Below are 21979 nucleotides of genomic sequence, written 5' to 3'. Positions count from 1 at the left end.
GCACCTCTCTCCCCTGGCGCACGGTACGACCGATGACCGCCATGCGCCATGGGGACGACTCCCCTTCGCCCGGACGCAGCACGAGGGCGCTCCGCCGGGCGCCTCGCTCAGTCCGCTCGGGCCGCGCTGAGAGCTCGCGCCCGATGCAGGTCCTCGGGGGTGGTGATCTTGGCGGCCAAGGGGTGGCCCTCGACGACCACGACCTCGTGGCCCAGCGCCTCGACGAGCGCGGCATCGTCGGTGGCCTGGATCCCCGCGGCGTGCGCCGCCCGAAGCACGGGCGCCGAGAAGCCCTGCGGCGTCTGCACCGCGCGCAGGTCGGCGCGGGCCGGCGTCCCGGTGACGACCCCCCGCGCGTCGACGATCTTGATGGTGTCGACGACCGCCAGTCCGGGCACGGCGCCCGCCGCACCGCCGCGCACGGCGGCGACCACCCGGCCGAAGAGCTCCGGCGGGGCGAGGCAGCGGGCCGCGTCGTGCACGAGGATCACGTCGAGATCGCCGGATAGCGCCGCCAGGCCGGCGGCGACCGAGTCGGTGCGCTCCGCGCCACCGGTGACGACCGCCGTGCGGTGGGCGCACGGGCAGGAGGCCGCGAGGTCCACGCACTCCTGGGCCCGGGCCTCCCACCCCGCAGGAGCGACGACGACGATCTCGTCGACCACGCCCGACGCGAGCACCCCGTCCAGGGCTGTCTCGAGGAGCGTGACGCCGTCGATCTCGACAAACGCCTTGGGGACGTCGGCGCCCAGCCGGGTGCCTGAGCCGGCCGCCACGACGACGACGCCCACGCCGGATTCGGCGTGGGCGTCGTCGGTGCGAGCGTCGGTCAAGAAGCGAGGACCTCGTCGAGGATGACCTCGGCCTTGTCCTCGTCGGTCTTCTCCGCCAGCGCGAGCTCGGAGACGAGGATCTGCCGGGCCTTGGCGAGCATCCGCTTCTCACCGGCGGACAGGCCGCGGTCCTTTTCGCGGCGCCACAGGTCACGGACCACCTCGGCGACCTTGATGACGTCGCCGGAGGCAAGCTTCTCGAGGTTGGCCTTGTAGCGGCGGGACCAGTTCGTCGGCTCCTCGACGTGCGCCATACGGAGCACCTCGAAGACCCGGTCGAGGCCCTCCTTGTCGACGACATCGCGGACGCCGACGAGATCGCAGTTCTCCGCCGGGACCTCGATGGTCAGGTCGCCCTGGGCGACCTTCAACCTCAGGTACTGCTTCTCCTCGCCCTTGATGGTGCGCGTCTTGACTTCTTCGATGAGGGCCGCCCCGTGGTGCGGGTACACGACCGTCTCGCCGACCTGAAAGCTCATATGAAGGAAACCCCTTTCGCGGCCATCAGAATACCACGGCGTGTCGCTTGACTCCCGGGCCGCGAAGGCGCGCTGCCCCCTTCGCGCCCAGCCTGACCGAGCCGGGCGAAGGGGGTGACGTCCTTTTGTTGTCACCGGGTCGTCGCGGGCCGGACGACATAAGTGCGTCCGCTGCGTCGGTGATCTCGCCGTCGAGGCCGGGGCGGCAGGGCTCGGGGCGGGACCTGTGTCGTCGTACCCGCGAGTCACCTCGGGCAGGGGCGGCGAGGGCTGACGGTGTCACGTCCCGGTGGTGTCACGTCCCGGTGAGGCACGGGCGATCACCGAGGTCGGGCGACCACCTCATCCGCCACGCCTCGCGCCGGTAGGCTGTCCCGCGTGAAGCCGTCATCACTCCGCGCCCGCAAGGTCACCGCCGCGCTCGCCGCTGCCGTCTCCGTCGGCGCCGCCTCCGCCTGCAGCGCGACCTCACCCGTCGAGACCATGAACACCATGGAGCCCTCCGACGGGGTGCCCGTCGACCTCGGCCCGGTCCAGGTCCGCAACCTCGCGCTGGTCAGCGCGGGCGCCGGCAAGGCAGCCACGGTGACCGGGGTGGTGGAGAACTCCTCGAGCGAGGACGCCACCGTCACCATGGCCGCGGCCGGTGGCAAGGAGGTCGAGGCGAGCATCCCCGCCCGCTCGCTCGTGGTGCTGTCCGAGGACGGCGACCCCATCACCCTCGACGCTCTGGAGCAGGGCCCGGGCGATGTCCTCCCGATGTCGGTCGCCGTGGACGGGTCGGACAGCACCCCGGCCAACGTCCCGGTCCTCGACCCGACCGGCTACTACGAGGAGTACGCGCCCGAGGGCTGGACTCCGACGCCCACCGAGTCCGAGTCGCACGACGAGGAGCACTGACGGGCGCTCCTGAGCGTCCGCGGGCACTCACGACCGGCACCCGCCGGCGCCCGGCAGCGGACGTCAGTCCTCGAACTTGTAGCCCAGCCCTCGCACCGTGACGATGTGGCGGGGGGCGGCCGGGTCCGGCTCGATCTTGGCCCGGAGTCGCTTGATGTGCACGTCGAGGGTCTTGGTGTCCCCGACGTAGTCGCTCCCCCACACCCTGTCGATCAGCTGCACGCGGGTCAGGACCCGGCCGCAGTTGCGCAGGAGCATCTCGAGCAGCTCGAACTCCTTGAGCGGGAGCGAGGTCTGCTCGCCGTTGATCGAGACGACGTGGCGCTCGACGTCCATCCGGACCGGCCCGCCCTCGATGCTTGAGGGGAGCAGCTCCTCGGGCTCGCTGTTGCGTCGCAGCACCGCCTTGATCCTGGCGAGCAGCTCGCGGGAGCTGTAGGGCTTCGTCACGTAGTCGTCGGCCCCGATCTCGAGACCCACGACCTTGTCGATCTCGCCGTCCTTGGCGGTCAGCATGATCACCGGCACGTTCGAGCGCTGCCGCAGCGCCCGGCACACGTCGACCCCCGACAGCCCGGGGAGCATGAGGTCGAGCAGGACGAGGTCGGCACCCTCGCTGTCGAAGGCGGTGAGGGCGTCGGGGCCGTTGTCGGCCACCTCGACGTCGTAGCCCTCCTTGCTCAGGAGGTAGGACAGCGGGTCGGAGAACGAGATCTCGTCCTCCACCACCAGGATGCGGGTCATCGGGCGTGCTCCCTCTCGTGCTCTCCGGACTGGTCCTGCTCACGGTGGGCCGCGATCGTCTCAGGTGCGGCGGGCAGCCGGACGGTGAAGGTCGATCCCTCGCCCGGCTCGCTCCACACGGAGATGTCCCCTCCGTGATTGGCGCAGACGTGCTTGACGATCGCCAGGCCCAGGCCCGTCCCCCCGGTGGCGCGCGAGCGGGCCGCGTCGATGCGGTAGAAGCGCTCGAAGATGCGCTCCTGCTCGTGCTCGGGAATGCCCGGACCCTGGTCGGTGACGGTGATCTCGACCATCTCCCCGACGAGCCGCGCGCCGACACCGACGCGGGTCCCCTCGTCGGAGTAGGCGATGGCGTTGCCCACGAGGTTCCTGATCGCGGTGACGAGCAGCGCGTGGTCGCCGAGCACGTACAGCTCGTCGGCGCACTTGTCGGCCAGGCTGATCCGCCTCGCGTTGGCAGTGACGCGAAGGTGGTCGAGCGCCTCGTCGACCACCCTCTCGATATCGACCCGCTGGGCAGTACTGAGTACCTCCGCCCCCTGCAGTCGGGAGAGGTCGACGATCTCCTTGACCAGGCTCGACAGCCGCTGGGACTCGACCTGCATCCGGGTCGCGAACCGGGTCACGGCCTCGGGGTCGTCACGGGCGTCGAGAACGGCCTCGGCGAGGAGGCCGAGACCCCCCACCGGGGTCTTCAGCTCGTGCGAGACATTGGCCACGAAGTCGCGTCGGACCGCCTCGACCCGGCGGGCCTGAGTCATGTCCTCGACGAGCAGGAGCACGTGTCGGTCACCGAGCGGGGCGACCCGGGCATGGACGAAGGTGCCCGGCGCCCCCTGCGAGTCACCCGGGCGGTGCAGCTCGAGCTCGACCTCTCGGATCACGCCGTCGGCGCGTGCCGCCTCGGTCAGCTCGGCGAGGGCGGGGTGGGCGAGCCGACGGTTGCGGACCAGCCCGTGGGCGACCGCGGCCGGCGAGTTGTTGACCACCCGGTCCTCGCCGTCGACGACGATCCCGCTCGAGCGCAGGACCGCCAGGACATCCCCGACGCCCGCCGGCAGCGAGGGCGCCGTCGGCGCGGGCTCGGAGCGTTCCCGATCGCTGGAGGTCAGTGCCCACCAGGCGAGCGCGGCGATGACAAGCCCGGCGACTCCACCGAGAATTGCCGCGATCGTCGGGTCCACGTCACCGAGAGTACGCGTTGGCTGGTCATACTCTGAGGCGCTGCCGCGGTCAGCGGCAGCGGCCCGGCCTGATGTTCATCTGCGCGCCGACACCCGTTCATATCGGTGCGCCAGCATGCACGACGTCGATCGCGACGCAGTCGACCCGACCCCTCCCGCCTCCCGACCAAGGAGCACACCGACCGATGCGCGAAGTCTTCCACGACGAGCTCCAGCAGATCACCGACGACCTCGTCGGCATGAGCAGCAGCGTCCGGGTCGCGATCCAGCGCGGCACCGAAGCGTTGCTGCGCGGCGACGTCAAGCTCGCCGAGCAGGTCATCGACGAGGACCGCGGCATCGATGACCTGCGCACCATCCTCGACGCCCACGCGGTCGACCTGCTGGCCCGGCAGTCCCCGGTCGCGACCGACCTGCGCACCATCGTCACCTCCATGCGCATGTCGGCCGACCTCGAGCGGATGGGGGACCTCGCGCGTCACGTCGCCAAGCTGACCCGCCTTCGCTTCCCCGACATCGCGGTGCCCGAGCCGATCCAACCGATCGTGCGGGAGATGAACCAGATCTGCCTGCGGATCGTCGACCAGGTCGGTACCTGCCTGCGCACGCAGGACCTCGATGTCGTCGAGGACCTCGAGCGGATCGACGACGAGCTCGACGAGCTGCACCGCCGGCTCTACGAGCAGCTCGTCGACGGTCACTGGGAGCACGGGACCGAGTCGGCCGTCGACATGGCCCTGCTGGGCCGCTACTACGAGCGGTTCGGCGACCACGGCGTCTCGGTCGCTCGCCGGGTGCGCTACCTCGTCACCGGCGAGGAGTTCCAGGACCGCGACGACTGACTCCTCGCCCGTCGTCCCCCTTCGCGTTATCGAAGGGAGTCAGCGGCCCTGGCTGGCCACCTTGGCCGCCTCGGCCTCGGCGACGGCGGGGTCGAGGTACTCCGCCGGTCGGGTCGGCAGGTAGTCCTCCCCGAGGTCGTAGACGAGGGGCATGCCCGTCGGGATGTTGAGGTCGGCGATGTCGTCGTCGCTGATCTGGTCGAGGTGCTTGACCAGGGCCCGCAGGCTGTTGCCGTGGGCGGTGACGAGCACGGTGCGCCCGGCGTCGAGGTCCTCGCGGATCGGACCCTCCCAGTACGGCATGAGCCGCTCGATGACGTCCTTGAGGCACTCGGTGCGGGGGATCTCGATCCCGTCGTACCGCGGGTCGTCGGTCTGGGCGTACTCGCTGTCGAGCTCGATCGGGGGCGGCGGGGTGTCGAAGCCGCGGCGCCAGGTCATGAACTGCTCCTCGCCGTACAGCTCGCGGGTGGCGGCCTTGTCCAGCCCCTGGAGCGCGCCGTAGTGGCGCTCGTTGAGCCGCCAGTCCCGCCGCACCGGGATCCAGTGCCGGTCGCACACGTCGAGGGCGATGTTGGCCGTGGTGATCGCCCGGCGCAGCAGCGAGGTGTGCACGACATCGGGCAGGTGTCCCGACTCGGCCAGGAGCTCGCCCCCGCGGACGGCCTCCTCGCGGCCGGCGTCGATGAGGTCGACGTCGACCCACCCGGTGAAGAGGTTCTTCTCGTTCCAGTCGGAACGGCCATGACGCAGCAGGATCAGAGTGGACATGGCGCCAGCCTAGTCACGAGGCGTCCGCGGCTGACGGGTCACCGGGGCGCTCCAGGATCGAGCGGAACGCCTCGAGGTTGCGCAGCGACTCGCCGTTCTTGACCCGCCAGTCCCACTCCTTGCGCATCGAGGTGAGGAACCCGAGCACGAGCAGCTCGTTGAACGGCTGGTCGGCGGCCTCGAGCACCACCCCGAGGACAGTGTCGAGGAGGTCGTCATCGACACCGCGAAGGGGGACCTGCCCCTTGACGTAGACGTCACCGGAGGCGTCGACGGCGTACCCGAGCAGCGGCATCCGCAGGTTGCGCTGCAGGAGGTAGCGGTAGACCTTCGCGTGGCCCTCGTCCGGGTTGCGGATGACGAAGGCCGACACCGAGAGGTCGCGCTCGCCCACGACGAGCGAGGCCACCGTCTTGAGCTTCTTCTCTCCGGGGAGGGTGACGACGAGCTCGCCGTCGCGGGCGCCGGACTCCCACTCCAGCTCGGCCTCTTCCAGATAGCGCTCCGCGAGCTGGAGCACCCGGGTCGTGTCCTCGTTCATCGCCTCTCCTCACCTGTGGTCATCCGCGGGCCTCGGCCTGCTCGACCGCCGAGGTGTAGACCTCGAGCAACCGGTCGGTGGTGGCCGACCATCCCATCGTCGCCGAGTGCGCGAGCGCCTTCTCGCGCAGGTCGGCCATGGTCGCCGGGGAGTCGAGCAGGTCGAGCATCTGCCGCGCCCACTCCTGCGGGTCGTGGCTGTCGACGAGCACCCCTCCGTCGCCGACCGCGGTGGGCAGACCGCCGCGCCGCGCGGCGACGACGACGGCGCCGCTGGCCGCCGCCTCGACGGCGACGAGCCCGAAGGACTCGTTGTGGCTCGGCACGGCGACCAGCGAGGCCGCGCGGAACCACTGCGCCAGCGCCGGTCGGTCGACCGGCGGGGCGAAGCGCACCGCGTCGCTGATCCCCAGCTCGTCGGCGAGATCGTCCAGGCTGTGCGGCTCGGCCATCCCGCTGCCCGACGCGCCTCCGAGCACGGCGACGACGAGGCGCTCGCGCAGGTCGGGGCGCTCCTGGACCATCTGCGCAGCCGCTCGAAGCAGCACGTCGGGCGCCTTGAGCGGCTGGATCCGCCCGACGAAGAGAAGGAGGACCGCGTTCTCGGCGATCCCGAGCGCGCGCCGCGACTGCGCCTGGTCGCCGGGGGTGAAGGTCTCCAGGTCGACGCCAGGGGGGACCACGCTCACCTGCCCCGGGTCGGCGTCGTAGAGCTCGATCAGCTCGCGCGCCTCCTGCTCGGTGTTGGCGACGAGCCGGTCGGCGACCTCGACGACCTGGGTCTCCCCAATCTCGCGGCCCGGCGGCTCGGGTCGGTCCCCGTCGGCGCGCTGGGCGTTCTTGACCCGGGCCATCGTGTGCATGGTGTGCACGAGCGGCACGCCCCAGCGCTCGGCGACCAGCCACCCGACCTGCCCGGAGAGCCAGTAGTGGGAGTGCACGACGTCGTAGTGCCCCTCGGCCCGACCGGCCAGCTCACGCATGAGACCGGCAGCGAAGGCGCACAGCTGGCCCGGGAGGTCTTCCTTGAGCAGGCCCTCGTACGGGCCGGCGACGACGTGATGGACGGATACACCCGGCGCGAGCTCGACGACGTCGTCCTCTCCTGCCGAGGTGCGCCGGGTGAAGATGTCGACCGCCACACCTCGCCGGGCCAGCTCCTTGGCCGTCTCGACGACATAGACGTTGAGCCCCCCGGCGTCGCCGGTCCCGGGCTGCTCCAACGGGGAGGTGTGGACGCTGAGCATCGCGACCCGGTCGATCTGATCAGCCATCACCGTCTCCACCCGCGATGGGCTCCTCCTCCGGGATCGCGGTCACCACGATCTCCTCGGACCAGGCGTGCAGATCGGTATGCCCGCGCCGCCTGAGGTCTACCGCCCGGGCCACGCCCTCGGGCCCCACCGCCAACCCGCTGGTGAAGGACGAGCGCATCACCACCTCCTCGGCCGACACGTCCCGCTCCAGCCACCAGGCCCTGCGCAGCAACGAGTCCTGCGGCAGCGCCGCGCCCGTACCCGTGCTGCCCGGCTCCTGGTACCCGTGGACGACGACGGCATCGGCCCCCTTCGCCGCCGCGGTCACCGAGACCTCAGGTCCATCGACCCTCACGGTGATCGTCGCCGGCAGCTCACCCTCGGACGAGGCGACGGTGCCGACGTAGCGCGCCAGGCCCGGCTCGACCTCGACGTCGGTGATCGTGAGGTTCGAGCGGACCTCGTCCACCCGCTCGCGGTACGGGTCGTCCTCGACGACGCTGCCCACCAGTGCCGACATCACCGAGCCGCTGCGCACCGTCCGGAAGAGGATCTGCGAGCCGTCGGCCACGGTCAGTCCCGAGCTGTCCAGCGACACCGACCGGCCGTCGCCGAGCGTGACCACCCCGACCGCGTCGCTGCTGACCTTGAGCAGGCCCGGGGTGATCTGCTCGACCCCACTGTCGGCACCCAGCAGCCCCGGCAGCCACGAGGCGAGCGCGATCCCGGCCGCTCCGGTCAGGGAGGTCAGGAGCGCGATCATGCTCCAGCTCACCCTGCGCTCGCGGACCGACACCCTGCAACCCTAAGTCTCCGCCTAGCCTGGTGCGGTGCCGAGCCAGCGCCCCGTCGGAGCAGTCACGCGCGGCACGACGAACCCCAACCGCCTGCGCCGCGCCGATCGGTGGTTGATCTCGACCCACGCCGCCCGGCTCCGCGGCGGGCCACCGCCGGTCCTCGTCGACCTCGGTTACGGGAGCGCGGGCGTCACGACCCGCGAGTGGGCGGAGCGCGTGGCCGCGGTACGGGCTAATACCCAGGTCGTCGGCGTGGAGATCGACCCAGAGCGGGTGGCGGCGGCCCAACCCCTGTCCCGGCCGGGCCTGTCCTTCGTCCTCGGCGGCTTCGAGCTGCCGGTGCCCCCGGCGCGGGTGATCCGCGCCTTCAACGTGCTGCGGCAGTACGACGAAGGGGAGGTGCCGCCGGCCTGGGAGCGGCTGCGGCAGGGGCTCGATCCGGCCGGGATCGTCGTCGACGGCACCTGCGACGAGCTCGGCCGCCTCGGCGCCTGGGTGACGCTGGACCGATCCGGTCCGCTCACGCTCACCCTGTCCTGGCGGCTGAACGACCTTGATCTTGATACCCGGATGCCGTCGGTGGTGGCCGAGCGGCTGCCCAAGGCGCTGATCCACCGCAACGTCCCGGGCGAGCCGGTCCACGCCCTGCTCGGCGATCTCGACGCCGCCTGGGCGCGCAGCGCCCCGTACGCCACGTACGGCGCGCGAGCGCATGCGGTTGAGGCCTTCGCCCACCTCGCCCGGTCGTGGCCGGTCATCGGCGACGCCCGCCGCTGGCGGCTCGGCGAGCTGACCGTGCGCTGGTCCGCGGTCGCGCCGACGTCGCAGCCGTAGGTGCTGGGTTGCTCAGCGCTGGTAGTCGTCCTCGAGCCGGACGATGTCGTCCTCGTCGAAGGTGCCGTAGCCGATCTCGAGGATCCGGCCCGGGACCTGCCCGGAGTTGCCCATCCGGTGCTTTGCTCCCTGCGGCACCCAGATCTGCTCCCCGGGCTGGGCCGACCAGGTCTGGTCGTCGACGGTGATGTCCAGCGGCACGTCGAGCACCTGCCAGAACTCGGCGCGGTGCTCGTGCGTCTGCAGCGACAGGCGCTGCCCGGGCGCGACGGTGATGATCTTCACCGTGGTCTGCTCGTTGAGGGTGAACTGCTCGAAGGCGCCCCACGGGCGCTCCGAGACAAACATCGCCCCACGCGGATCGTCGATCTGGCTCATCGCTCCCCCTCGTCCTGCGACTTCTCGTACGGCTGTGAGGGCACAGGATGACCCACGACGCGCAGGTCCGTCACCTCCAGCGGTTGTCCCGCGCCCGGCCGAGCACCGTCTCGATCGCCGGCTTCACATCAGCCAGGTACACCCCGGCAGCGACGACCGCGAGGATCATCCCGAGCAGCAGCCCGCCGAAGCTGGCGACCGCGAGCAGCAGCGCGACACCGAGGATCGCCAGCCACTTGGTCTTGGTCAGCTTGCCGGCCGCCACGAAGGCGTCCGGCCGCTGGGTGGCTGCATGGATCAGGGCGTAGACCGCCACCCCGAGCACGATGCAGCTGAGGGCGAAGATCGCCCAGTCCTGGATCTGACCGACGACGCTCATGCGCTCGAGCCTACGGTGGGGACGTCGAGGACGATGGTGACGGGGCCGTCGCCGACGAGCTCGACCTCCATGTGCGCACCGAAACGTCCCGTCGCCACGGCGACCCCCAGCTCGCGCAGCCGCTTCGCGACCGCGTCGACCACCGGCTCGGCGACCGGGCCGGGTGCGGCGGCGTTCCACGACGGGCGCCGACCCTTGCGCACGTCCGCGTGCAGGGTGAACTGGCTCACGACGAGCACCTCGCCGCCCACCTCGAGGACCGAGCGCTCACCCCCTTCGCCCTCGGGTTCGAAGAGACGCAGCCCCGCGATCTTGGCCGCGGTGGTCTCGACCTCGGCCGAGCCGTCGCCGTGGGCGACGCCGACGAGCGCGACGAGGCCGGGGCCGATCGACCCCACCACCTCACCCTCGACCCGCACCTCGGCCCGACTCACCCGCTGCAGCACCGTGCGCACGTCGACCCCCTCTAGAACCCGACGACCGCGACCTCGCCCACCGGCCGGCCATGGCCGAGCACGGGGGAGGTCGCGTGCTCGCGGGTGCCCTCGGAGTGGACCCCGAGCCGGAGCAGGCCGGTGGCCAGGACCGCCGTCCGGGCCCGGGCGAAGGGGGCACCGTCGCTGATCTTGACGGCGACCGCGCGCCCGTCGTCGGCTGCCGCGACGAAGGTCGCCTCCGCCCCGTCCTTGGCGATGAGACCCGGGGTGCGCCGCATGAGGTCGGTGACCTCACGCCCTTCGCCGCCGACGTGCTCGGGGTGGGTGCGCATCGCGTCGGCGACCCGACGCTCGGGCGTGCCTGCGGCGGCGGAGGCGATCGCGGCGAAGGCGCGCGCCATGCCGACCAGCGGGACCGCGGGCAGGGGCGCGCCGCACCCGTCGACGCTGATCGGGCCGACCGGGCCGACGAGCGAGGTGACCTCGGCGAGGATCGCCTGCTGCAGCGGGTGCTCGGGGTCGAGGTAGTCCTCGGTCGACCAGCCGTTGACGACGCAGGTCGCGAGCATGCCCGCGTGCTTGCCGGAGCAGTCGTGGCCGATCGGCTCGGGGCGGCGCCCCTCGACGAGCCAGTGGGCCTGGGGCAGCTCACCGAGCGGGAGCGAAGGGGTGGTGCGCAGGTCGTCGACGCTCAGGCGGGCTCCGGCGAGGATCTCGGTGACGGCCTTGAGGTGGCGCGGCTCCCCCGAGTGGCTGGCGCAGACCGTCGCGAGGTGATGGGGGGCGAGGTCGAGGCCGTGGCGCACCATGGCGAGGGCCTGGACTGGCTTGAGCGTCGAGCGCGGGTAGACCGGCGCCTCGACGTCGCCGCGGGTGAGGGCGGGGGCGCCGTCGGCGGCCAGCGCGGCGATCCGGCCGTGGTGGGCGGACTCGACGAGGCCCCCGCGGGTCACATGGACCAGCACGGGGGCCTCGTCGAGGGCGGAGGTGTCGTCGGGGGTGCGGCGAGAGTCACTCACCCGACCGACGATAACCGCCGACCGGTGAGCTCAGTCGCCGACCTTCTCGGCAGCCTTGGCCGTGGACTTCGCGCCCTTGGCGGCGGTCTTGCGGGCCGAGGTACCGGTGGACTTCGCCTGGGTGCGGGTCCGGGCGGTGCCCTTCTTCGCGGTGGTCGAGGTCCGCTTGGCCGAGCTGCGGGTGTTCTTCGCGGCGGACTTCACCGCGGTGCTCGCCTTCTCGGTGTCGACGTCGACGTCGACGTCCACCGAGTCGGCGACGGCCTCGGCGGCCTTGACGGCCTCCTTGCGGCCGACGGTGACGGTCGCCTTCGCGGCGCGCTCGACCTCGTCGACGGTCTTGCGGGCCGAGGTGACGACGCCCTTGCCGAGGGCGAGGGTGGCCTTGGCCTGACCGAGGAAGTCCTGGGTGGACTGCTGGGTGCGGATCCGCTCCACGAGCTTCTCGCCGCGGACCACGAGGTCGTCGTACTCCTTGGTGGCGACCTCGGGGGCCTTGGCCAGGCGAGCCTGGACCTTGGCCGGGGCGTACTCGGCGCGCAGGGCGTCGAGCTGGGCGCGGGTCTCGCGGACGCGCTCGACGGCGAGGTCGGTCGTGCCGACGACGGCGTAGGGGTAGCCGGTGACGACCTTCTTGATGCTGGTGGTGACGCTCATGCTGCTTCTCCTTCTGGTGCTTCAGCGGGTGTTCTTGGCGGCGCGGGCGGTCGTCGTCGACCGCTTCGCCGTCTTCTTCGGTGCGGTGGACTTCTTCGTCCCGGGCCGCTTCGGGGTGGTCTTCTTCGCGGAGGTCTTCTTCGCGGATCTCGCGCCGGCGCCGGTCTCCCGCGCCGCCGAGGGGGCGGGCGAAGGGAGGTCTGCCGGCTCCTCGCCGGCGCTCACCCCGGGGGACGAGCCGACGAAGGAGTCGTAGATGTCGATGAGGGTCTGTCGCTGACGTCCGGTGAGCCGGAGGTCGGCGGCGATCGCCTCGCGCGCCGTCGGCCGTGACGGCGCATCGTCATCGGGGTCGATCAGCCCGGCCTGCACGTACAGGGTCTCGGCGCTGATCGAGAGGCCCTTGGCGATCTGCTGCAGGATCTCAGCGCTGGGGCGCTTGAGCCCCCGCTCGATCTGGGAGAGGTAGGGGTTGGAGATCCCCGCCCGCTCGCTCAGCTGCCGGACCGACAAGGAGGCGCTGACCCGTTGGTCGCGGAGGTACTCCCCGAGGTTGTTCCCCAGGTCTCCGAGCGGGTTCTTGGCCATGCCTCTATTGTGCTAACTCCAGTTAGCAGATGCAAACTGGAGCGTGCATGAGGTGCGTCACACCGGGTCGAGGTATGCCCGGTAGAGGTACAACTGCGGCGTCCAGCCGGGCGCTTGTACCTCGACCCGCTGGGAGGGGGTGGGCGGGTCACACCGGGTAGAGGTACAACTGCGGCGTCCAGCCGGGCGTGAATACCTCAACCCGCTGGGAGGGGGTGGGGGCGGGGGTGGCGGTGGGGGTGCGGGGTCAGGGGGCGACGATGACCGTCTGCGCCGCGGCGACCGGGGCCTCGTCGCCCGCGGTGAGGTCGACGTCGACGGGGGTGTTGCGCTTCACGAGCGCGAGCGCGACCGGCCCGTCCTCGTGATGACGGGCGACCGAGGTGAGTGCCCCGACCTGCTTCTCGCCCCATCGCACCGGCTCCCCCGCGGTCGGCACGATGTGCCCCGACCCGTCGAGGTGCAAGAAGACGAGGCGCCGCGGCGGTCGGCCGAGGTTCTTCACCCGAGCCACCGTCTCCTGACCGCGGTAGCAGCCCTTGTGCAGGTGCACGGCGCTGCGCAGCCAGTCGACCTCGTGGGGGATGGTGCGGTGGTCGGTCTCGGCCCCGAGCCGCGGCCGCCAGGCCGCGACCCGCAGCGCCTCCCAGGCCCACAGTCCCGCGAGCTGGCGGTCTCCCACGGCGGCGGGCACATCCCCCTTCGGCACGATCAGCTCGCGGCAGGACCATGCCGCCCCCGGGTGCTCGGAGGTGTCCGGCCCGTAGGCGAAGGTGTCACCCACCGGACCGGGCCACGGGTCGAGCCAGGCCAGCGGCTCGCCGTCGACGCTCTCGCGGTCACCGCTCTCGCCGACCACCGCGTAGTCCGCGCTACGGTCCTCGACCTGGACGTCGAGCATGAAGCGCATCGAGTCCAGCCAGCCGACGAGGTCGCCGGCGGTACCGGGCTCGCAGGTGATCCACACCCGCTCGCCGTCGTCGACGAGGTGCAGGTCGTGCTCGACGTGCCCCTTGGGGCTGAGCACCAGGGACTCCGCGGAGGTCCGCGGAGCCAGGTCGCTCAGCTGCTGGGTGGTCAGGGAGTGCAGCCAGGTCAGCCGGTCCGAGCCGGCCACCGTGACGACCCCGCGGTGGCCGAGGTCGACCGCGGCCAGGCCCTCGCGCAGCAGCCGCTGCTCCCGCAGGGGGTCGCCGTAGTGGACGGCCACCGCGGCGTCCCGCCCCTCACCGGGGACTGCTCCGGGCTGATGGACGAGCTCGCTCATCGGTCCTCCTCGCCGGCGCATCGCGCGCACCGGCCGTGAATTGCCATGTGGGTCGGGTCGGCGCGGAAGCCGGTCTCGGAGCGGATCGTCCCAACGAGCGCGGCCGCATGCTCGGAGGGCAGCTCGGAGACCGTCTTGCAGGAGCGGCACACGAGGTGGAGGTGCCGGTGCGGGCCGGCAAGCTGGTAGGTCGGCGGCCCGTGGTCGAGGTGGGTGTGGGCGACGACACCAGCCTCCTCGAGCGCCTGCAGCGTGCGATAGATCGTCGAAGGGGGCAGCTCGCTGCCACCGTCGTCGGTCACCACCTGGAGGATCTGCTCCGGGGTCTGGTGCTGGGAGCCGGCGAGCGCGGCGAGCACCCGCCGTCGCGGATCGGTCATCCGCAGGCCGCGGGCACGGACGGCCGCGGTGAGCCGGTCGATGTGCACCATGACCGCCAATGTACGGCCTCCTGCGGCGGTCCGGCCGACCCGCCTAGACTCACCCCCGTGCTGGAGGACGACCTCTTCGACGGCGACGACGCGCGCGACGACCGCAACCCCGGGCGACGCGGTGCTGCCCGTCCCCGCCGACGCGGCCTACGACGAGCCCTCGTCGCCCTGCTGTGCATCGTCGTCCTCGCCGTGGCGGGGGTCGGCGGCTACCTCGGCTTCCTCAACAGCAAGGTCGACGACGTCAAGCGCGAGGCGCTGCTGCCCGGTGGCGAGGGCGGCGACGAGGAGCAGAGCACCCGGGGCGACCGGCTCGTCACCGACGGTGGGACGAACTACCTCGTCATCGGGTCCGATGCGCGACCCGGAGAGACGGCCTCCCGCGCGGACGTCATCCAGCTCGTGCACATCCCGAAGGACAGCAGCGCCGTCTACCTCATCCACTTCCCCCGCGACCTCTACGTCGAGATCCCGGGCCGGGGCAAGGGCAAGATCAACGCGTCGTACGCCTACGGTGGCGCGCCCCTGCTCGTCCAGACCCTGCAGGACCTGCTCGGGGTCAAGGTCGACCACGTGGCCAAGACTGACTTCGAGGGCTTCAAGCAGATGACCGACGCCGTCGGCGGCGTCCGGGTCTGGGCCGACGAGGCCAGCTCGTCCAGCGGTAACGGCGGGGTCGAGATCCAGCAGGGGTGGAACGACCTCGACGGCGAGCAGGCGCTCGGCTTCGTCCGGGAGCGCTACCAGCTCAGCGAAGGGGACATCTCCCGCGGTCAGCGCCAGCAGGCCTGGATGAAGGCGATCATGACCAAGGCGCTCTCGCCCGGTGTGCTGCTCAACCCGGTGAAGTTCGCCAGCTTCGTCGAGGCCGGCACCTCGAACGCCGTCGTCGACGACACCCTCACCACCGGTGATATGCGCAACCAGGCGTTGGCGCTGCGCGGCGTGCGGGGCGAGGACATCCACTTCGTCACCGCACCCTTCGCCGGCTACGGCACGACCGAGGGTGGCGAGTCGATCGACGTCCTGGACGAGCAGGGCATGGCCGCCCTGAGCGATGCGCTCAAGGCCGACGACATGGCCGGTTACGTCCAGTCCTCCAGCTGACGCCCCGCACCTACCGTGGCTCGCACCCACAAGCCCCGCACCTACCAAGGCTCGTACCGACTAACCGGGCACCTGCCTTGGCAGGTGCGGGGAGGGCCGGCGCGGTGAGACGCCCCAGGCTCAGCCCTCGACCTCAGCCCTCGACGCGCTTGAGCTCGGCGGACATGTAGCTCTGCATCGGCTCGCCGTGCGCGGCCATGTCCATGACCCACATGAGGTTGCTCTGCACCAGCCCGTACAGCCGGGTGGCGGCGCTGTAGTCGACCGCCTGCGGGCTGCGGATGATGCCGTCGGTGCTCATCTGGATCTTCGCGGTGTCGACGGCGCCGAAGTAGAGCTCGACGTGGCCGCTGGGGTGGGTGAGGAGCAGCTCGACCTCGCCCTCACCGCCGGGACGCCAGAAGCCCAGCTCGGTGGCGAACTGCTCGACCTGGTTGCCGTCGGCGTCGAGCAGCCAGGTGCGCGACTCCCACCGCAGGAAGGGCCGACCGTCGTGGGAGCAGACGACCTCCTGGCCGAAGTTGCGCGACTCCATGCCCGGGTACCCGACGACGCCAGCGCCCTCCCACCGGCCCACGAGCCAGGCGAGCGGCGCGATGTCGGGGTGCAGCGTGGCGTCGAGAGTGAACATGGCGCCAGCCTACGGCTCCTCGCCGACCGGCCCGGTCAGCCGAGGAAGACCCGGGCGAGGGTGAGCACCACCGGACCGACGACGAGCAGGGACGCGGCGCCGGTGGCGATCGAGCCGACCGGCTCGTCGATCCGCGGCAGCTGGGCCAGCACCTGACGCAGGGCGAGGGCGATCCCGGCGGCGAGGACGCCGACGAGCACGGCCCAGACGAGCATCTCGTCGCGGACCGCCAGCTCGACCACCAGACCGGCGATGCCGCCGACGACCATGGTGACCGGCAGCAGCCAGGACCGAGCTCGGCCCCGGGTCATGATCACCTCGACCACCGCCGACACGGCGATGGCGACGGCGGCCACGATGACCGGACGGCGCGCGTCGGAGACCCCCGTGAGGACGAAGCCGCTCACGAGGAGCAGCACCCCGAGACTGGTGGCGCTGAGCCACCAGGTGAGCTGCCGGCGCGCCGCTGCGCTGACCAGCGGGGTCAGGCACGCCATGACGAAGCCTCCGGCCGCGGCGAACGGCACCAGCTCCAGCAGCGGCTCACCCTCCTTGAACATCCGCGCGGCGACGAGGCCGGCGGTGGTGAGCAGGAGGACGACCGAGCTCGCCCGGGCGCCGACCAGCCCGACGAGCCGGGGCAGGCCCACCGCGACGAGCACCGCGCACAGGGCGACCACGCCGATGAGCAGCGAGTGCTCGGTCGCGGTGCTCGCGACCGCGACGGCGAGACCAAGGACCATCGTCGCCGCAGCGACGACCGGCCGGGGGCGGGCGGGAGCTGCCTCGAGCGCGGGGCGAGCCGGTGTCTCGTCGGGGCCCCGTCGGCCCTGCTGCGCCCGCCGACGCTCGGCCCGGGTCTGCGGGAGCTGCTCAGCGGATGACACGCGCTGACCTTACCCAAGGGTTCTCCGTAGGATCTGCTCCGATGGCCAGGTTGCTGCTGCTGACCGACGACCTGGCGCCGAGCGCCGAGGTGCTCCCGGCGCTGGCGTTGCTCGGTCATCACGTCCGGACCCTCCCCGCGGAGGCGTCCGCGCTGCTCGACGCCCCAGAGGTCGACGTCGTGCTGCTCGACGCCCGGCGCGAGCTGATCCAGGCCCGGGCGCTCAGCCGGGTCATCCAGGCCACCGGCGCCCCCGCTCCCGTCATCGTCATCCTCACCGAGGGCGGCCTGACCGCCGTCACCGCCGAGTGGCAGGCCGACGACGTCGTCGTCGACAGCGCCGGCCCCGCAGAGGTCGAGGCCCGGATCCGGCTCGCCGTGGGCAGGTACCGGGACGAGGCGCCCGAGGACGAGATCACCGCCGGCAGCGTGAGCATCGACGAGGCGAGCTACGCGGCGCGGCTCGACGGCCAGCCACTCGACCTCACCTTCAAGGAGTTCGAGCTGCTGAAGTACCTCGTCGCCCACCCCGGCCGGGTCTTCACCCGCGCCCAGCTGCTCCAGGAGGTCTGGGGGTACGACTACTTCGGCGGCACCCGCACGGTCGACGTCCACGTCCGCCGGCTGCGGGCCAAGCTCGGCGCCGACTACGAGGTCCTCATCGGCACCGTCCGCGGGGTCGGCTACCGCTTCGTCCCCGACGCCGAGCCGACACCCGCCGATGTCGACGAGCCCGGCAGGGTGGACGCATGACCTCCCCGCGAACCGACCGGAACGAGCCGCGCTGGCACCAGGCGCTGGACCACGAGAGCGCCGACGCGGTCCAGGCCCTCGCGGACGACGCGGCCGAGCACGACGGCGTGGCCCCCCTCGGCGAGGAGCTCGTCCTCGGTCTGCGGCGGCCCGGCCGCCACCTGCTCGCGGGCGAGCGACCCCCCTTCGCCGGGTATGCCGGCCTCACCGAGGACGGGACCGCCGAGGTCGTCGTCGCTCCCGGCTCCCGCCGCTCGGGCGTCGGCCGGACTCTCGCCGAGTCGGTCCTCGCGGCCGAGCCGAACGCCCGCTTCTGGGCCCACGGCGACCTGCCCGCCGCCCAGGGGCTCGCGGCCGACCTCGGCCTGGAGCAGGTCCGGGAGCTGCGGGTCCTGCGCCGCGAGCTCGCCGGGGTCCCGGACGCGCCCGAGCCGCCGCCGGGGTACCGGGTGCGGACCTTCGTCCGCGGCACCGACGAGGAGGCGCTGCTCGAGGTCAACGCTGCCGCCTTCGCCGACCACCCCGAGCAGGGGCGGCTGGACCGGGCCGGCTTCGAGGAGCGGGCGCAGCAGCCGTGGTTCGATCCCGCCGGAATCTTCCTCGTCGAGGACGGCGAAGGGGGGATCGCGGCCTTCCACTGGACGAAGGTGGCCGACCCCCCAGTGGGTGAGGTCTACGTCGTCGGTGTCCACCCCAAGCACCAGGGGCGCGGGCTGGGTGGCCTTGCGACCGCGGTCGGCCTGCAGCACCTGCGCGACCGGGGGCTGCAGACCGTCGAGCTCTACGTCGAGGGCGACAACACGCCGGCGCTGGCGACGTACGAGCGGGCCGGTCTCACCCCCTTCGCCGTCCACGCCATGTACGCCCGCCCCCACGGCGCGCTGCCACAATGAGGCCATGGCCAAGGTGACGAGCACGGCGACCGAGCACCCCGACACCGAGGTCTCGAGCGTCACCGCCTCCCCGAGCAGCAACCCCGGGCTGCGCCCGCGGGCCTCCAACGGCCGCTTCGTCCGGGTCGTCGGCGACGACGACGGCGACGACCAGCGGCTGCCGGCCGACCGCTTCCTCGACCGCGAGATCAGCTGGTTGCAGTTCAACGAGCGGGTGCTGCAGCTGGCGATGGACGAGCACGTCCCGCTGCTCGAGCGGGCCCGCTACCTCGCGATCTTCACGAGCAACCTCGACGAGTTCTTCATGGTGCGCGTCGCCGGGCTCAAACGGCGGATCGCCACCGGCATCGCGGTGCGCAGCGCGTCCGGGCTGGAGCCGCGGGAGGTGCTCGAGCAGATCTCGATCGTCAGCCACGACCTCGCCCAGCGGCAGGCGAGCGCCTTCGAGGACGTCGTGCGGCCGGCGCTCGCGCAGGAGGGCATCACCCTCGTCGGCTGGCACGAGATCGAGGACGCCGAGCACGAGCGGATCTCGGAGATCTTCGGCGAGCAGATCTACCCCGTGCTCACCCCGCTCGCGGTCGACCCCGCCCACCCCTTCCCGTACATCTCCGGGCTCTCGCTGAACCTCGCGGTCATCCTGATCAACCCCAAGACCGGCAAGGAGCACTTCGCCCGGGTCAAGGTGCCGCCGTCGCTGCCCCGCTTCGTCCGGGTGCGCCGGCCCGAGGCCTCGGTGACCGCGGAGCTCTTCGAGGCGCGCTTCGTCCCGCTCGAGGACGTCATCGCCGCCCACCTCGACCAGCTCTTCCCCGGCATGGAGGTCCACGAGCACCACGTCTTCCGGGTCACCCGCAACGAGGACCTCGAGGTCGAGGAGGACGACGCGGAGAACCTCCTCACCGCCCTGGAGCGCGAGCTGACCCGGCGCCGCTTCGGCCCGCCGGTCCGCCTCGAGGTCGAGGAGGGGATGGACGACCACGTGCTCGAGCTGCTCGTGCGTGAGCTCGACGTCCACGAGTCGGAGGTGTACCGGCTGACCGGCCCGCTCGACCTGCGCGGGCTGAACACCATCGCCGACCTCGACCGCTCCGACCTGCACTTCGAGAGCTTCGTCGCCCGGACCAACGCCGACCTCGCCCCCACCGAGTCCTCCAAGCCTCGCGACATCCTCGCCAAGATCGCGAAGCAGGACGTGCTGCTGCAGCACCCCTACGACTCCTTCTCCACCTCGGTCCAGGCCTTCATCGAGCAGGCGGCGGCCGACCCGCGGGTGCTCGCGATCAAGCAGACCCTCTACCGCACGAGCGGCGACTCCCCGATCGTCGACGCCCTCATCGACGCCGCCGCCGCCGGCAAGCAGGTGCTCGCGGTCGTCGAGATCAAGGCCCGCTTCGACGAGCAGAACAACATCGAGTGGGCCCGCAAGCTCGAGCAGGCCGGGGTGCATGTCGTCTACGGCATCGTCGGGCTGAAGACCCACTGCAAGCTCTCCCTCGTCGTCCGTCAGGAGGAGGACGGGGTGCGCCGGTACTGCCATGTCGGCACCGGCAACTACAACCCCAAGACGGCCCGGCTCTACGAGGACCTCGGTCTGCTCACCGCCGACCCGGCGGTCGGGCAGGACCTGACCCGGCTCTTCAACCAGCTCTCCGGCCTGGCACCGCGTAGCCGGTTCAAGCGGCTGCTCGTCGCACCCCGCTCCCTTCGCCGAGGCCTGGTGGAGCGGATCGAGGCTCAGATCGAGCGACAGCGCCGTCACGGCGACGGCTACGTCGGCATCAAGGTCAACTCGATCGTCGACGAGGAGATCATCGACGCCCTCTACCGAGCCAGCCAGGCCGGGATCCGGGTCGACGTGTGGGTGCGCGGGATCTGCGCCATCCGGCCCGGCATCGACGGGCTGAGCGAGAACATCCGGGTCCACTCGGTCCTCGGCCGCTTCCTCGAGCACAGCCGGGTCTTCCTCTTCGGCTCCGGTGACGAGCGCCAGGCGTGGTTCGGCAGCGCCGACCTCATGCACCGCAACCTCGACCGCCGGGTGGAGGCCCTGGTGCAGATCACCGCCCCGGCGCACGTGGAGCAGCTCTTCGACCTCCTGGCGAAGGGGATGTCGGGAGACTTCGCGCACTGGAGCCTCTCCGGTGACGGGCGGTGGACCCGGCACCACCTTCGGGACGGTGCCCCGCTGCCCGGCATCCAGGAGCACCTCATCGAGATGCACTCACGGCGCCGCCGGGAGCGCCGATGACCTCCGTCGTCCTCGCCGCGGGGACGCTGCCCTGGCGCCGGCGACGCGGGCAGCTGCAGGTTGCCGTCGTCCACCGTCCCAAGTACGACGACTGGTCCTGGCCCAAGGGCAAGCTCGACCCGGGTGAGACCTTCCCCGTCGCGGCGGCCCGGGAGACCGCCGAGGAGACCGGTCTGGTCGTCCGGCTCGGGCGACCGCTGCCCACCTCGACCTACCACCTGCAGGACAAGCAGGGCATCAAGGCCGTCAAGGACGTGCGCTACTGGGCCGCCGAGGTCGTCGGCGGAGACGGAGCGCTGGAGCACGAGATCGACGAGGTGGTCTGGCTCGACGTCGCCGACGCCCGTCGCCGGCTGAGCTACTCCCACGACGTCGACCAGCTCGACGCCCTCGTCGAGGCGGACGGCGAGGGTGCGCTGACCACCTGGCCGCTGGCGCTGGTCCGTCATGCCAAGGCCCAGCCACGCGACGACTGGTCCGGGGAAGACGCGCTGCGGCCGCTCGACGCGCGCGGCCGGCGCCAGGCCGACGAGCTCGTCCCCCTCCTCGCCGCGTACGGCCTGAAGCGGCTCGTCAGCTCTCCTTCGACGCGGGCGGCGGACACGATCGCCCCGTACGCCACGAGCACCGGCGGTCGCCTCCGGCTCAAGCCCGGCCTGTCGGAGGAGGGGTACGAGGCCGACCCCGGCAAGGCGACGCACCACCTTCGCCGGCTGCTCGAGCGGGGGGCGCCAGCCGCCCTCTGCTCGCACGGACCGGTGCTGCCCGACCTCGTCGCCACGCTGCACGGTCTCGTCGGGCCGGCCGAGCCGCAGGGCGAGCTCGCGACCTCGCTCCTCGCCTCGGTGCTCGAGGCCGGCATGGCCAAGGGCGAGGTGCTCATCTGCCATGTCGTCGGTACCGGCGAGCCCGCCCGGGTGGTCTCGGTCGAGCGGCACCACCCGGACGACCGGGCGTGAGCCCAACCCCCTTCGCTCGCTCCTCGTCTGCCGTCATTACCGTCTGCTGACCCCCTGTGTGCGCGGGAGCCCCCGGGTGTCCAGCAACTGTGCAGCACGCGTTCACACCTCGTTCACCCGTCGCCACCCGTCGCGTCAACTACCGCTCCTAGCGTCCCCGTGT

The 21979-nt window shown here is 71.9% G+C and carries 26 protein-coding genes; 8 read left to right on the top strand and 18 right to left on the bottom strand.

The window, feature by feature from the left end; all coding sequences use genetic code 11:
• Positions 1 to 107 precede the first annotated feature (107 nt).
• Complete coding sequence (ispD, locus tag FB557_RS02775) at positions 108 to 833, bottom strand: 2-C-methyl-D-erythritol 4-phosphate cytidylyltransferase (RefSeq protein ID WP_246074341.1); 726 nt, start codon at positions 831 to 833, stop codon at positions 108 to 110.
• A complete protein-coding gene (locus FB557_RS02770) occupies positions 830 to 1312 on the bottom strand; it encodes a CarD family transcriptional regulator (protein WP_144855413.1) in 483 nt (160 codons plus the stop codon). Before FB557_RS02770 ends, ispD begins: the two co-directional genes overlap by 4 nt.
• Positions 1313 to 1690: 378 nt before the next feature.
• On the opposite strand from FB557_RS02770, the gene FB557_RS02765 reads away from it, so the two are divergent.
• The gene (locus FB557_RS02765) at positions 1691 to 2212 is read left to right on the top strand and encodes a hypothetical protein (protein ID WP_144855412.1); all 522 of its coding nucleotides are present in this window, start codon (positions 1691 to 1693) and stop codon (positions 2210 to 2212) included.
• 63 nt (positions 2213 to 2275) lie between these two features.
• On the opposite strand, the gene FB557_RS02760 is transcribed toward FB557_RS02765, so the two are convergent.
• Positions 2276 to 2956 (bottom strand): response regulator transcription factor, encoded by a 681-nt coding sequence (locus tag FB557_RS02760; protein ID WP_144855411.1) that lies wholly within the window; start codon positions 2954 to 2956, stop codon positions 2276 to 2278.
• A complete protein-coding gene (locus FB557_RS02755; RefSeq protein ID WP_144855410.1) occupies positions 2953 to 4140 on the bottom strand; it encodes a sensor histidine kinase in 1188 nt (395 codons plus the stop codon). The genes FB557_RS02760 and FB557_RS02755 overlap by 4 nt, the downstream gene beginning before the upstream one ends.
• Before the next feature lie 185 nt (positions 4141 to 4325).
• On the opposite strand from FB557_RS02755, the gene phoU reads away from it, so the two are divergent.
• On the top strand, positions 4326 to 4982 hold the full coding sequence (gene phoU, locus FB557_RS02750) for a phosphate signaling complex protein PhoU (RefSeq protein WP_144855409.1): 657 nt from the start codon (positions 4326 to 4328) through the stop codon (positions 4980 to 4982).
• A gap of 39 nt (positions 4983 to 5021) precedes the next feature.
• On the opposite strand, the gene FB557_RS02745 is transcribed toward phoU, so the two are convergent.
• The 4 genes from FB557_RS02745 to FB557_RS02730 are packed head-to-tail and all read right to left on the bottom strand — an operon-like array spanning position 5022 to position 8312.
• Complete coding sequence (locus tag FB557_RS02745; RefSeq protein WP_144855408.1) at positions 5022 to 5753, bottom strand: phosphoglyceromutase; 732 nt, start codon at positions 5751 to 5753, stop codon at positions 5022 to 5024.
• 13 nt (positions 5754 to 5766) lie between these two features.
• Positions 5767 to 6294, bottom strand: coding sequence for a type III secretion system chaperone family protein (locus FB557_RS02740; protein ID WP_144855407.1), 528 nt, complete (start codon positions 6292 to 6294; stop codon positions 5767 to 5769).
• Positions 6295 to 6313: 19 nt separating this feature from the next.
• The gene (gene mshA, locus FB557_RS02735) at positions 6314 to 7567 is read right to left on the bottom strand and encodes a D-inositol-3-phosphate glycosyltransferase (RefSeq protein ID WP_144855405.1); all 1254 of its coding nucleotides are present in this window, start codon (positions 7565 to 7567) and stop codon (positions 6314 to 6316) included.
• Positions 7560 to 8312: a hypothetical protein gene (locus FB557_RS02730; RefSeq protein WP_144855403.1), complete on the bottom strand. Its 753-nt coding sequence runs from the start codon at positions 8310 to 8312 to the stop codon at positions 7560 to 7562. The genes mshA and FB557_RS02730 overlap by 8 nt, the downstream gene beginning before the upstream one ends.
• A 67-nt stretch (positions 8313 to 8379) precedes the next feature.
• Here FB557_RS02730 and FB557_RS02725 point away from each other — a divergent pair, with 67 nt between their 5' ends.
• Positions 8380 to 9180 carry a class I SAM-dependent methyltransferase gene (locus FB557_RS02725; protein WP_144855401.1) on the top strand — a complete coding sequence of 267 codons (801 nt, stop codon included), beginning with the start codon at positions 8380 to 8382 and terminating at the stop codon, positions 9178 to 9180.
• Between the two features lie 12 nt (positions 9181 to 9192).
• Here FB557_RS02725 and FB557_RS02720 read toward each other — a convergent pair whose 3' ends face one another.
• From FB557_RS02720 to FB557_RS02685, 8 genes are all read right to left on the bottom strand, one after another.
• Positions 9193 to 9558, bottom strand: coding sequence for a phosphomannose isomerase type II C-terminal cupin domain (locus tag FB557_RS02720; protein WP_144855399.1), 366 nt, complete (start codon positions 9556 to 9558; stop codon positions 9193 to 9195).
• A gap of 70 nt (positions 9559 to 9628) precedes the next feature.
• Positions 9629 to 9937 (bottom strand): DUF2516 family protein, encoded by a 309-nt coding sequence (locus tag FB557_RS02715; protein WP_144855397.1) that lies wholly within the window; start codon positions 9935 to 9937, stop codon positions 9629 to 9631.
• Positions 9934 to 10392 carry a D-aminoacyl-tRNA deacylase gene (dtd, locus tag FB557_RS02710; RefSeq protein ID WP_144855395.1) on the bottom strand — a complete coding sequence of 153 codons (459 nt, stop codon included), beginning with the start codon at positions 10390 to 10392 and terminating at the stop codon, positions 9934 to 9936. Before dtd ends, FB557_RS02715 begins: the two co-directional genes overlap by 4 nt.
• 11 nt (positions 10393 to 10403) lie before the next feature.
• Entirely contained in the window at positions 10404 to 11393 is a 990-nt protein-coding gene (locus FB557_RS02705) for an asparaginase (RefSeq protein WP_144855393.1), read from the bottom strand.
• A gap of 30 nt (positions 11394 to 11423) precedes the next feature.
• Positions 11424 to 12050 (bottom strand): hypothetical protein, encoded by a 627-nt coding sequence (locus FB557_RS02700; protein WP_144855391.1) that lies wholly within the window; start codon positions 12048 to 12050, stop codon positions 11424 to 11426.
• A 21-nt stretch (positions 12051 to 12071) separates the two neighbouring features.
• A complete protein-coding gene (locus FB557_RS02695) occupies positions 12072 to 12638 on the bottom strand; it encodes a helix-turn-helix domain-containing protein (RefSeq protein WP_144855389.1) in 567 nt (188 codons plus the stop codon).
• 247 nt (positions 12639 to 12885) lie between these two features.
• A complete protein-coding gene (ygfZ, locus tag FB557_RS02690) occupies positions 12886 to 13905 on the bottom strand; it encodes a CAF17-like 4Fe-4S cluster assembly/insertion protein YgfZ (RefSeq protein WP_144855387.1) in 1020 nt (339 codons plus the stop codon).
• Positions 13902 to 14336, bottom strand: a complete 435-nt coding sequence (locus FB557_RS02685) for a Fur family transcriptional regulator (protein ID WP_144855385.1) — start codon at positions 14334 to 14336, stop codon at positions 13902 to 13904. Before FB557_RS02685 ends, ygfZ begins: the two co-directional genes overlap by 4 nt.
• A 57-nt stretch (positions 14337 to 14393) precedes the next feature.
• On the opposite strand from FB557_RS02685, the gene FB557_RS02680 reads away from it, so the two are divergent.
• Positions 14394 to 15443 (top strand): LCP family protein, encoded by a 1050-nt coding sequence (locus tag FB557_RS02680; RefSeq protein WP_144855383.1) that lies wholly within the window; start codon positions 14394 to 14396, stop codon positions 15441 to 15443.
• A 133-nt stretch (positions 15444 to 15576) separates the two neighbouring features.
• Here the strand turns inward: FB557_RS02680 and FB557_RS02675 are convergent, their stop codons facing one another.
• The gene (locus FB557_RS02675; protein WP_144855381.1) at positions 15577 to 16074 is read right to left on the bottom strand and encodes a heme-binding beta-barrel domain-containing protein; all 498 of its coding nucleotides are present in this window, start codon (positions 16072 to 16074) and stop codon (positions 15577 to 15579) included.
• Between the two features lie 35 nt (positions 16075 to 16109).
• Positions 16110 to 16961, bottom strand: a complete 852-nt coding sequence (locus FB557_RS02670) for a hypothetical protein (RefSeq protein ID WP_144855379.1) — start codon at positions 16959 to 16961, stop codon at positions 16110 to 16112.
• A 41-nt stretch (positions 16962 to 17002) separates the two neighbouring features.
• Here FB557_RS02670 and FB557_RS02665 point away from each other — a divergent pair, with 41 nt between their 5' ends.
• Genes FB557_RS02665 through FB557_RS02650 form a run of 4 tightly spaced genes read left to right on the top strand, consistent with a single transcriptional unit; the run spans position 17003 to position 21816 of the window.
• Positions 17003 to 17713 carry a winged helix-turn-helix transcriptional regulator gene (locus FB557_RS02665; protein ID WP_144855377.1) on the top strand — a complete coding sequence of 237 codons (711 nt, stop codon included), beginning with the start codon at positions 17003 to 17005 and terminating at the stop codon, positions 17711 to 17713.
• Positions 17710 to 18606, top strand: a complete 897-nt coding sequence (gene mshD / locus FB557_RS02660; protein ID WP_144855375.1) for a mycothiol synthase — start codon at positions 17710 to 17712, stop codon at positions 18604 to 18606. The genes FB557_RS02665 and mshD overlap by 4 nt, the downstream gene beginning before the upstream one ends.
• Before the next feature lie 4 nt (positions 18607 to 18610).
• On the top strand, positions 18611 to 20857 hold the full coding sequence (locus FB557_RS02655; protein WP_144855373.1) for an RNA degradosome polyphosphate kinase: 2247 nt from the start codon (positions 18611 to 18613) through the stop codon (positions 20855 to 20857).
• Positions 20854 to 21816, top strand: a complete 963-nt coding sequence (locus FB557_RS02650) for an NUDIX hydrolase (RefSeq protein WP_144855371.1) — start codon at positions 20854 to 20856, stop codon at positions 21814 to 21816. Before FB557_RS02655 ends, FB557_RS02650 begins: the two co-directional genes overlap by 4 nt.
• The last annotated feature ends 163 nt before the right edge of the window (positions 21817 to 21979 follow it).

This window comes from Marihabitans asiaticum (assembly GCF_007828725.1).
Taxonomy (GTDB): Bacteria; Actinomycetota; Actinomycetes; order Actinomycetales; family Dermatophilaceae; genus Marihabitans; species Marihabitans asiaticum.
This window is presented reverse-complemented; position numbering and strand designations above follow the sequence as displayed.

Bases quoted from the DNA above. Each gene is read 5' to 3' on its own strand.
- FB557_RS02770 (WP_144855413.1), bottom strand. From the start codon at position 1,312: ATGAGCTTTCAGGTCGGCGAGACGGTCGTGTACCCGCACCACGGGGCG.
- FB557_RS02760 (WP_144855411.1), bottom strand. From the start codon at position 2,956: ATGACCCGCATCCTGGTGGTGGAGGACGAGATCTCGTTCTCCGACCCG.
- phoU (WP_144855409.1), top strand. From the start codon at position 4,326: ATGCGCGAAGTCTTCCACGACGAGCTCCAGCAGATCACCGACGACCTC.
- FB557_RS02745 (WP_144855408.1), bottom strand. From the start codon at position 5,753: ATGTCCACTCTGATCCTGCTGCGTCATGGCCGTTCCGACTGGAACGAG.
- FB557_RS02740 (WP_144855407.1), bottom strand. From the start codon at position 6,294: ATGAACGAGGACACGACCCGGGTGCTCCAGCTCGCGGAGCGCTATCTG.
- mshA (WP_144855405.1), bottom strand. From the start codon at position 7,567: ATGGCTGATCAGATCGACCGGGTCGCGATGCTCAGCGTCCACACCTCC.
- FB557_RS02730 (WP_144855403.1), bottom strand. From the start codon at position 8,312: ATGATCGCGCTCCTGACCTCCCTGACCGGAGCGGCCGGGATCGCGCTC.
- FB557_RS02720 (WP_144855399.1), bottom strand. From the start codon at position 9,558: ATGAGCCAGATCGACGATCCGCGTGGGGCGATGTTTGTCTCGGAGCGC.
- FB557_RS02715 (WP_144855397.1), bottom strand. From the start codon at position 9,937: ATGAGCGTCGTCGGTCAGATCCAGGACTGGGCGATCTTCGCCCTCAGC.
- FB557_RS02700 (WP_144855391.1), bottom strand. From the start codon at position 12,050: ATGAGCGTCACCACCAGCATCAAGAAGGTCGTCACCGGCTACCCCTAC.
- FB557_RS02695 (WP_144855389.1), bottom strand. From the start codon at position 12,638: ATGGCCAAGAACCCGCTCGGAGACCTGGGGAACAACCTCGGGGAGTAC.
- ygfZ (WP_144855387.1), bottom strand. From the start codon at position 13,905: ATGAGCGAGCTCGTCCATCAGCCCGGAGCAGTCCCCGGTGAGGGGCGG.
- FB557_RS02685 (WP_144855385.1), bottom strand. From the start codon at position 14,336: ATGGTGCACATCGACCGGCTCACCGCGGCCGTCCGTGCCCGCGGCCTG.
- FB557_RS02675 (WP_144855381.1), bottom strand. From the start codon at position 16,074: ATGTTCACTCTCGACGCCACGCTGCACCCCGACATCGCGCCGCTCGCC.
- FB557_RS02665 (WP_144855377.1), top strand. From the start codon at position 17,003: ATGGCCAGGTTGCTGCTGCTGACCGACGACCTGGCGCCGAGCGCCGAG.
- mshD (WP_144855375.1), top strand. From the start codon at position 17,710: ATGACCTCCCCGCGAACCGACCGGAACGAGCCGCGCTGGCACCAGGCG.
- FB557_RS02655 (WP_144855373.1), top strand. From the start codon at position 18,611: ATGGCCAAGGTGACGAGCACGGCGACCGAGCACCCCGACACCGAGGTC.
- FB557_RS02650 (WP_144855371.1), top strand. From the start codon at position 20,854: ATGACCTCCGTCGTCCTCGCCGCGGGGACGCTGCCCTGGCGCCGGCGA.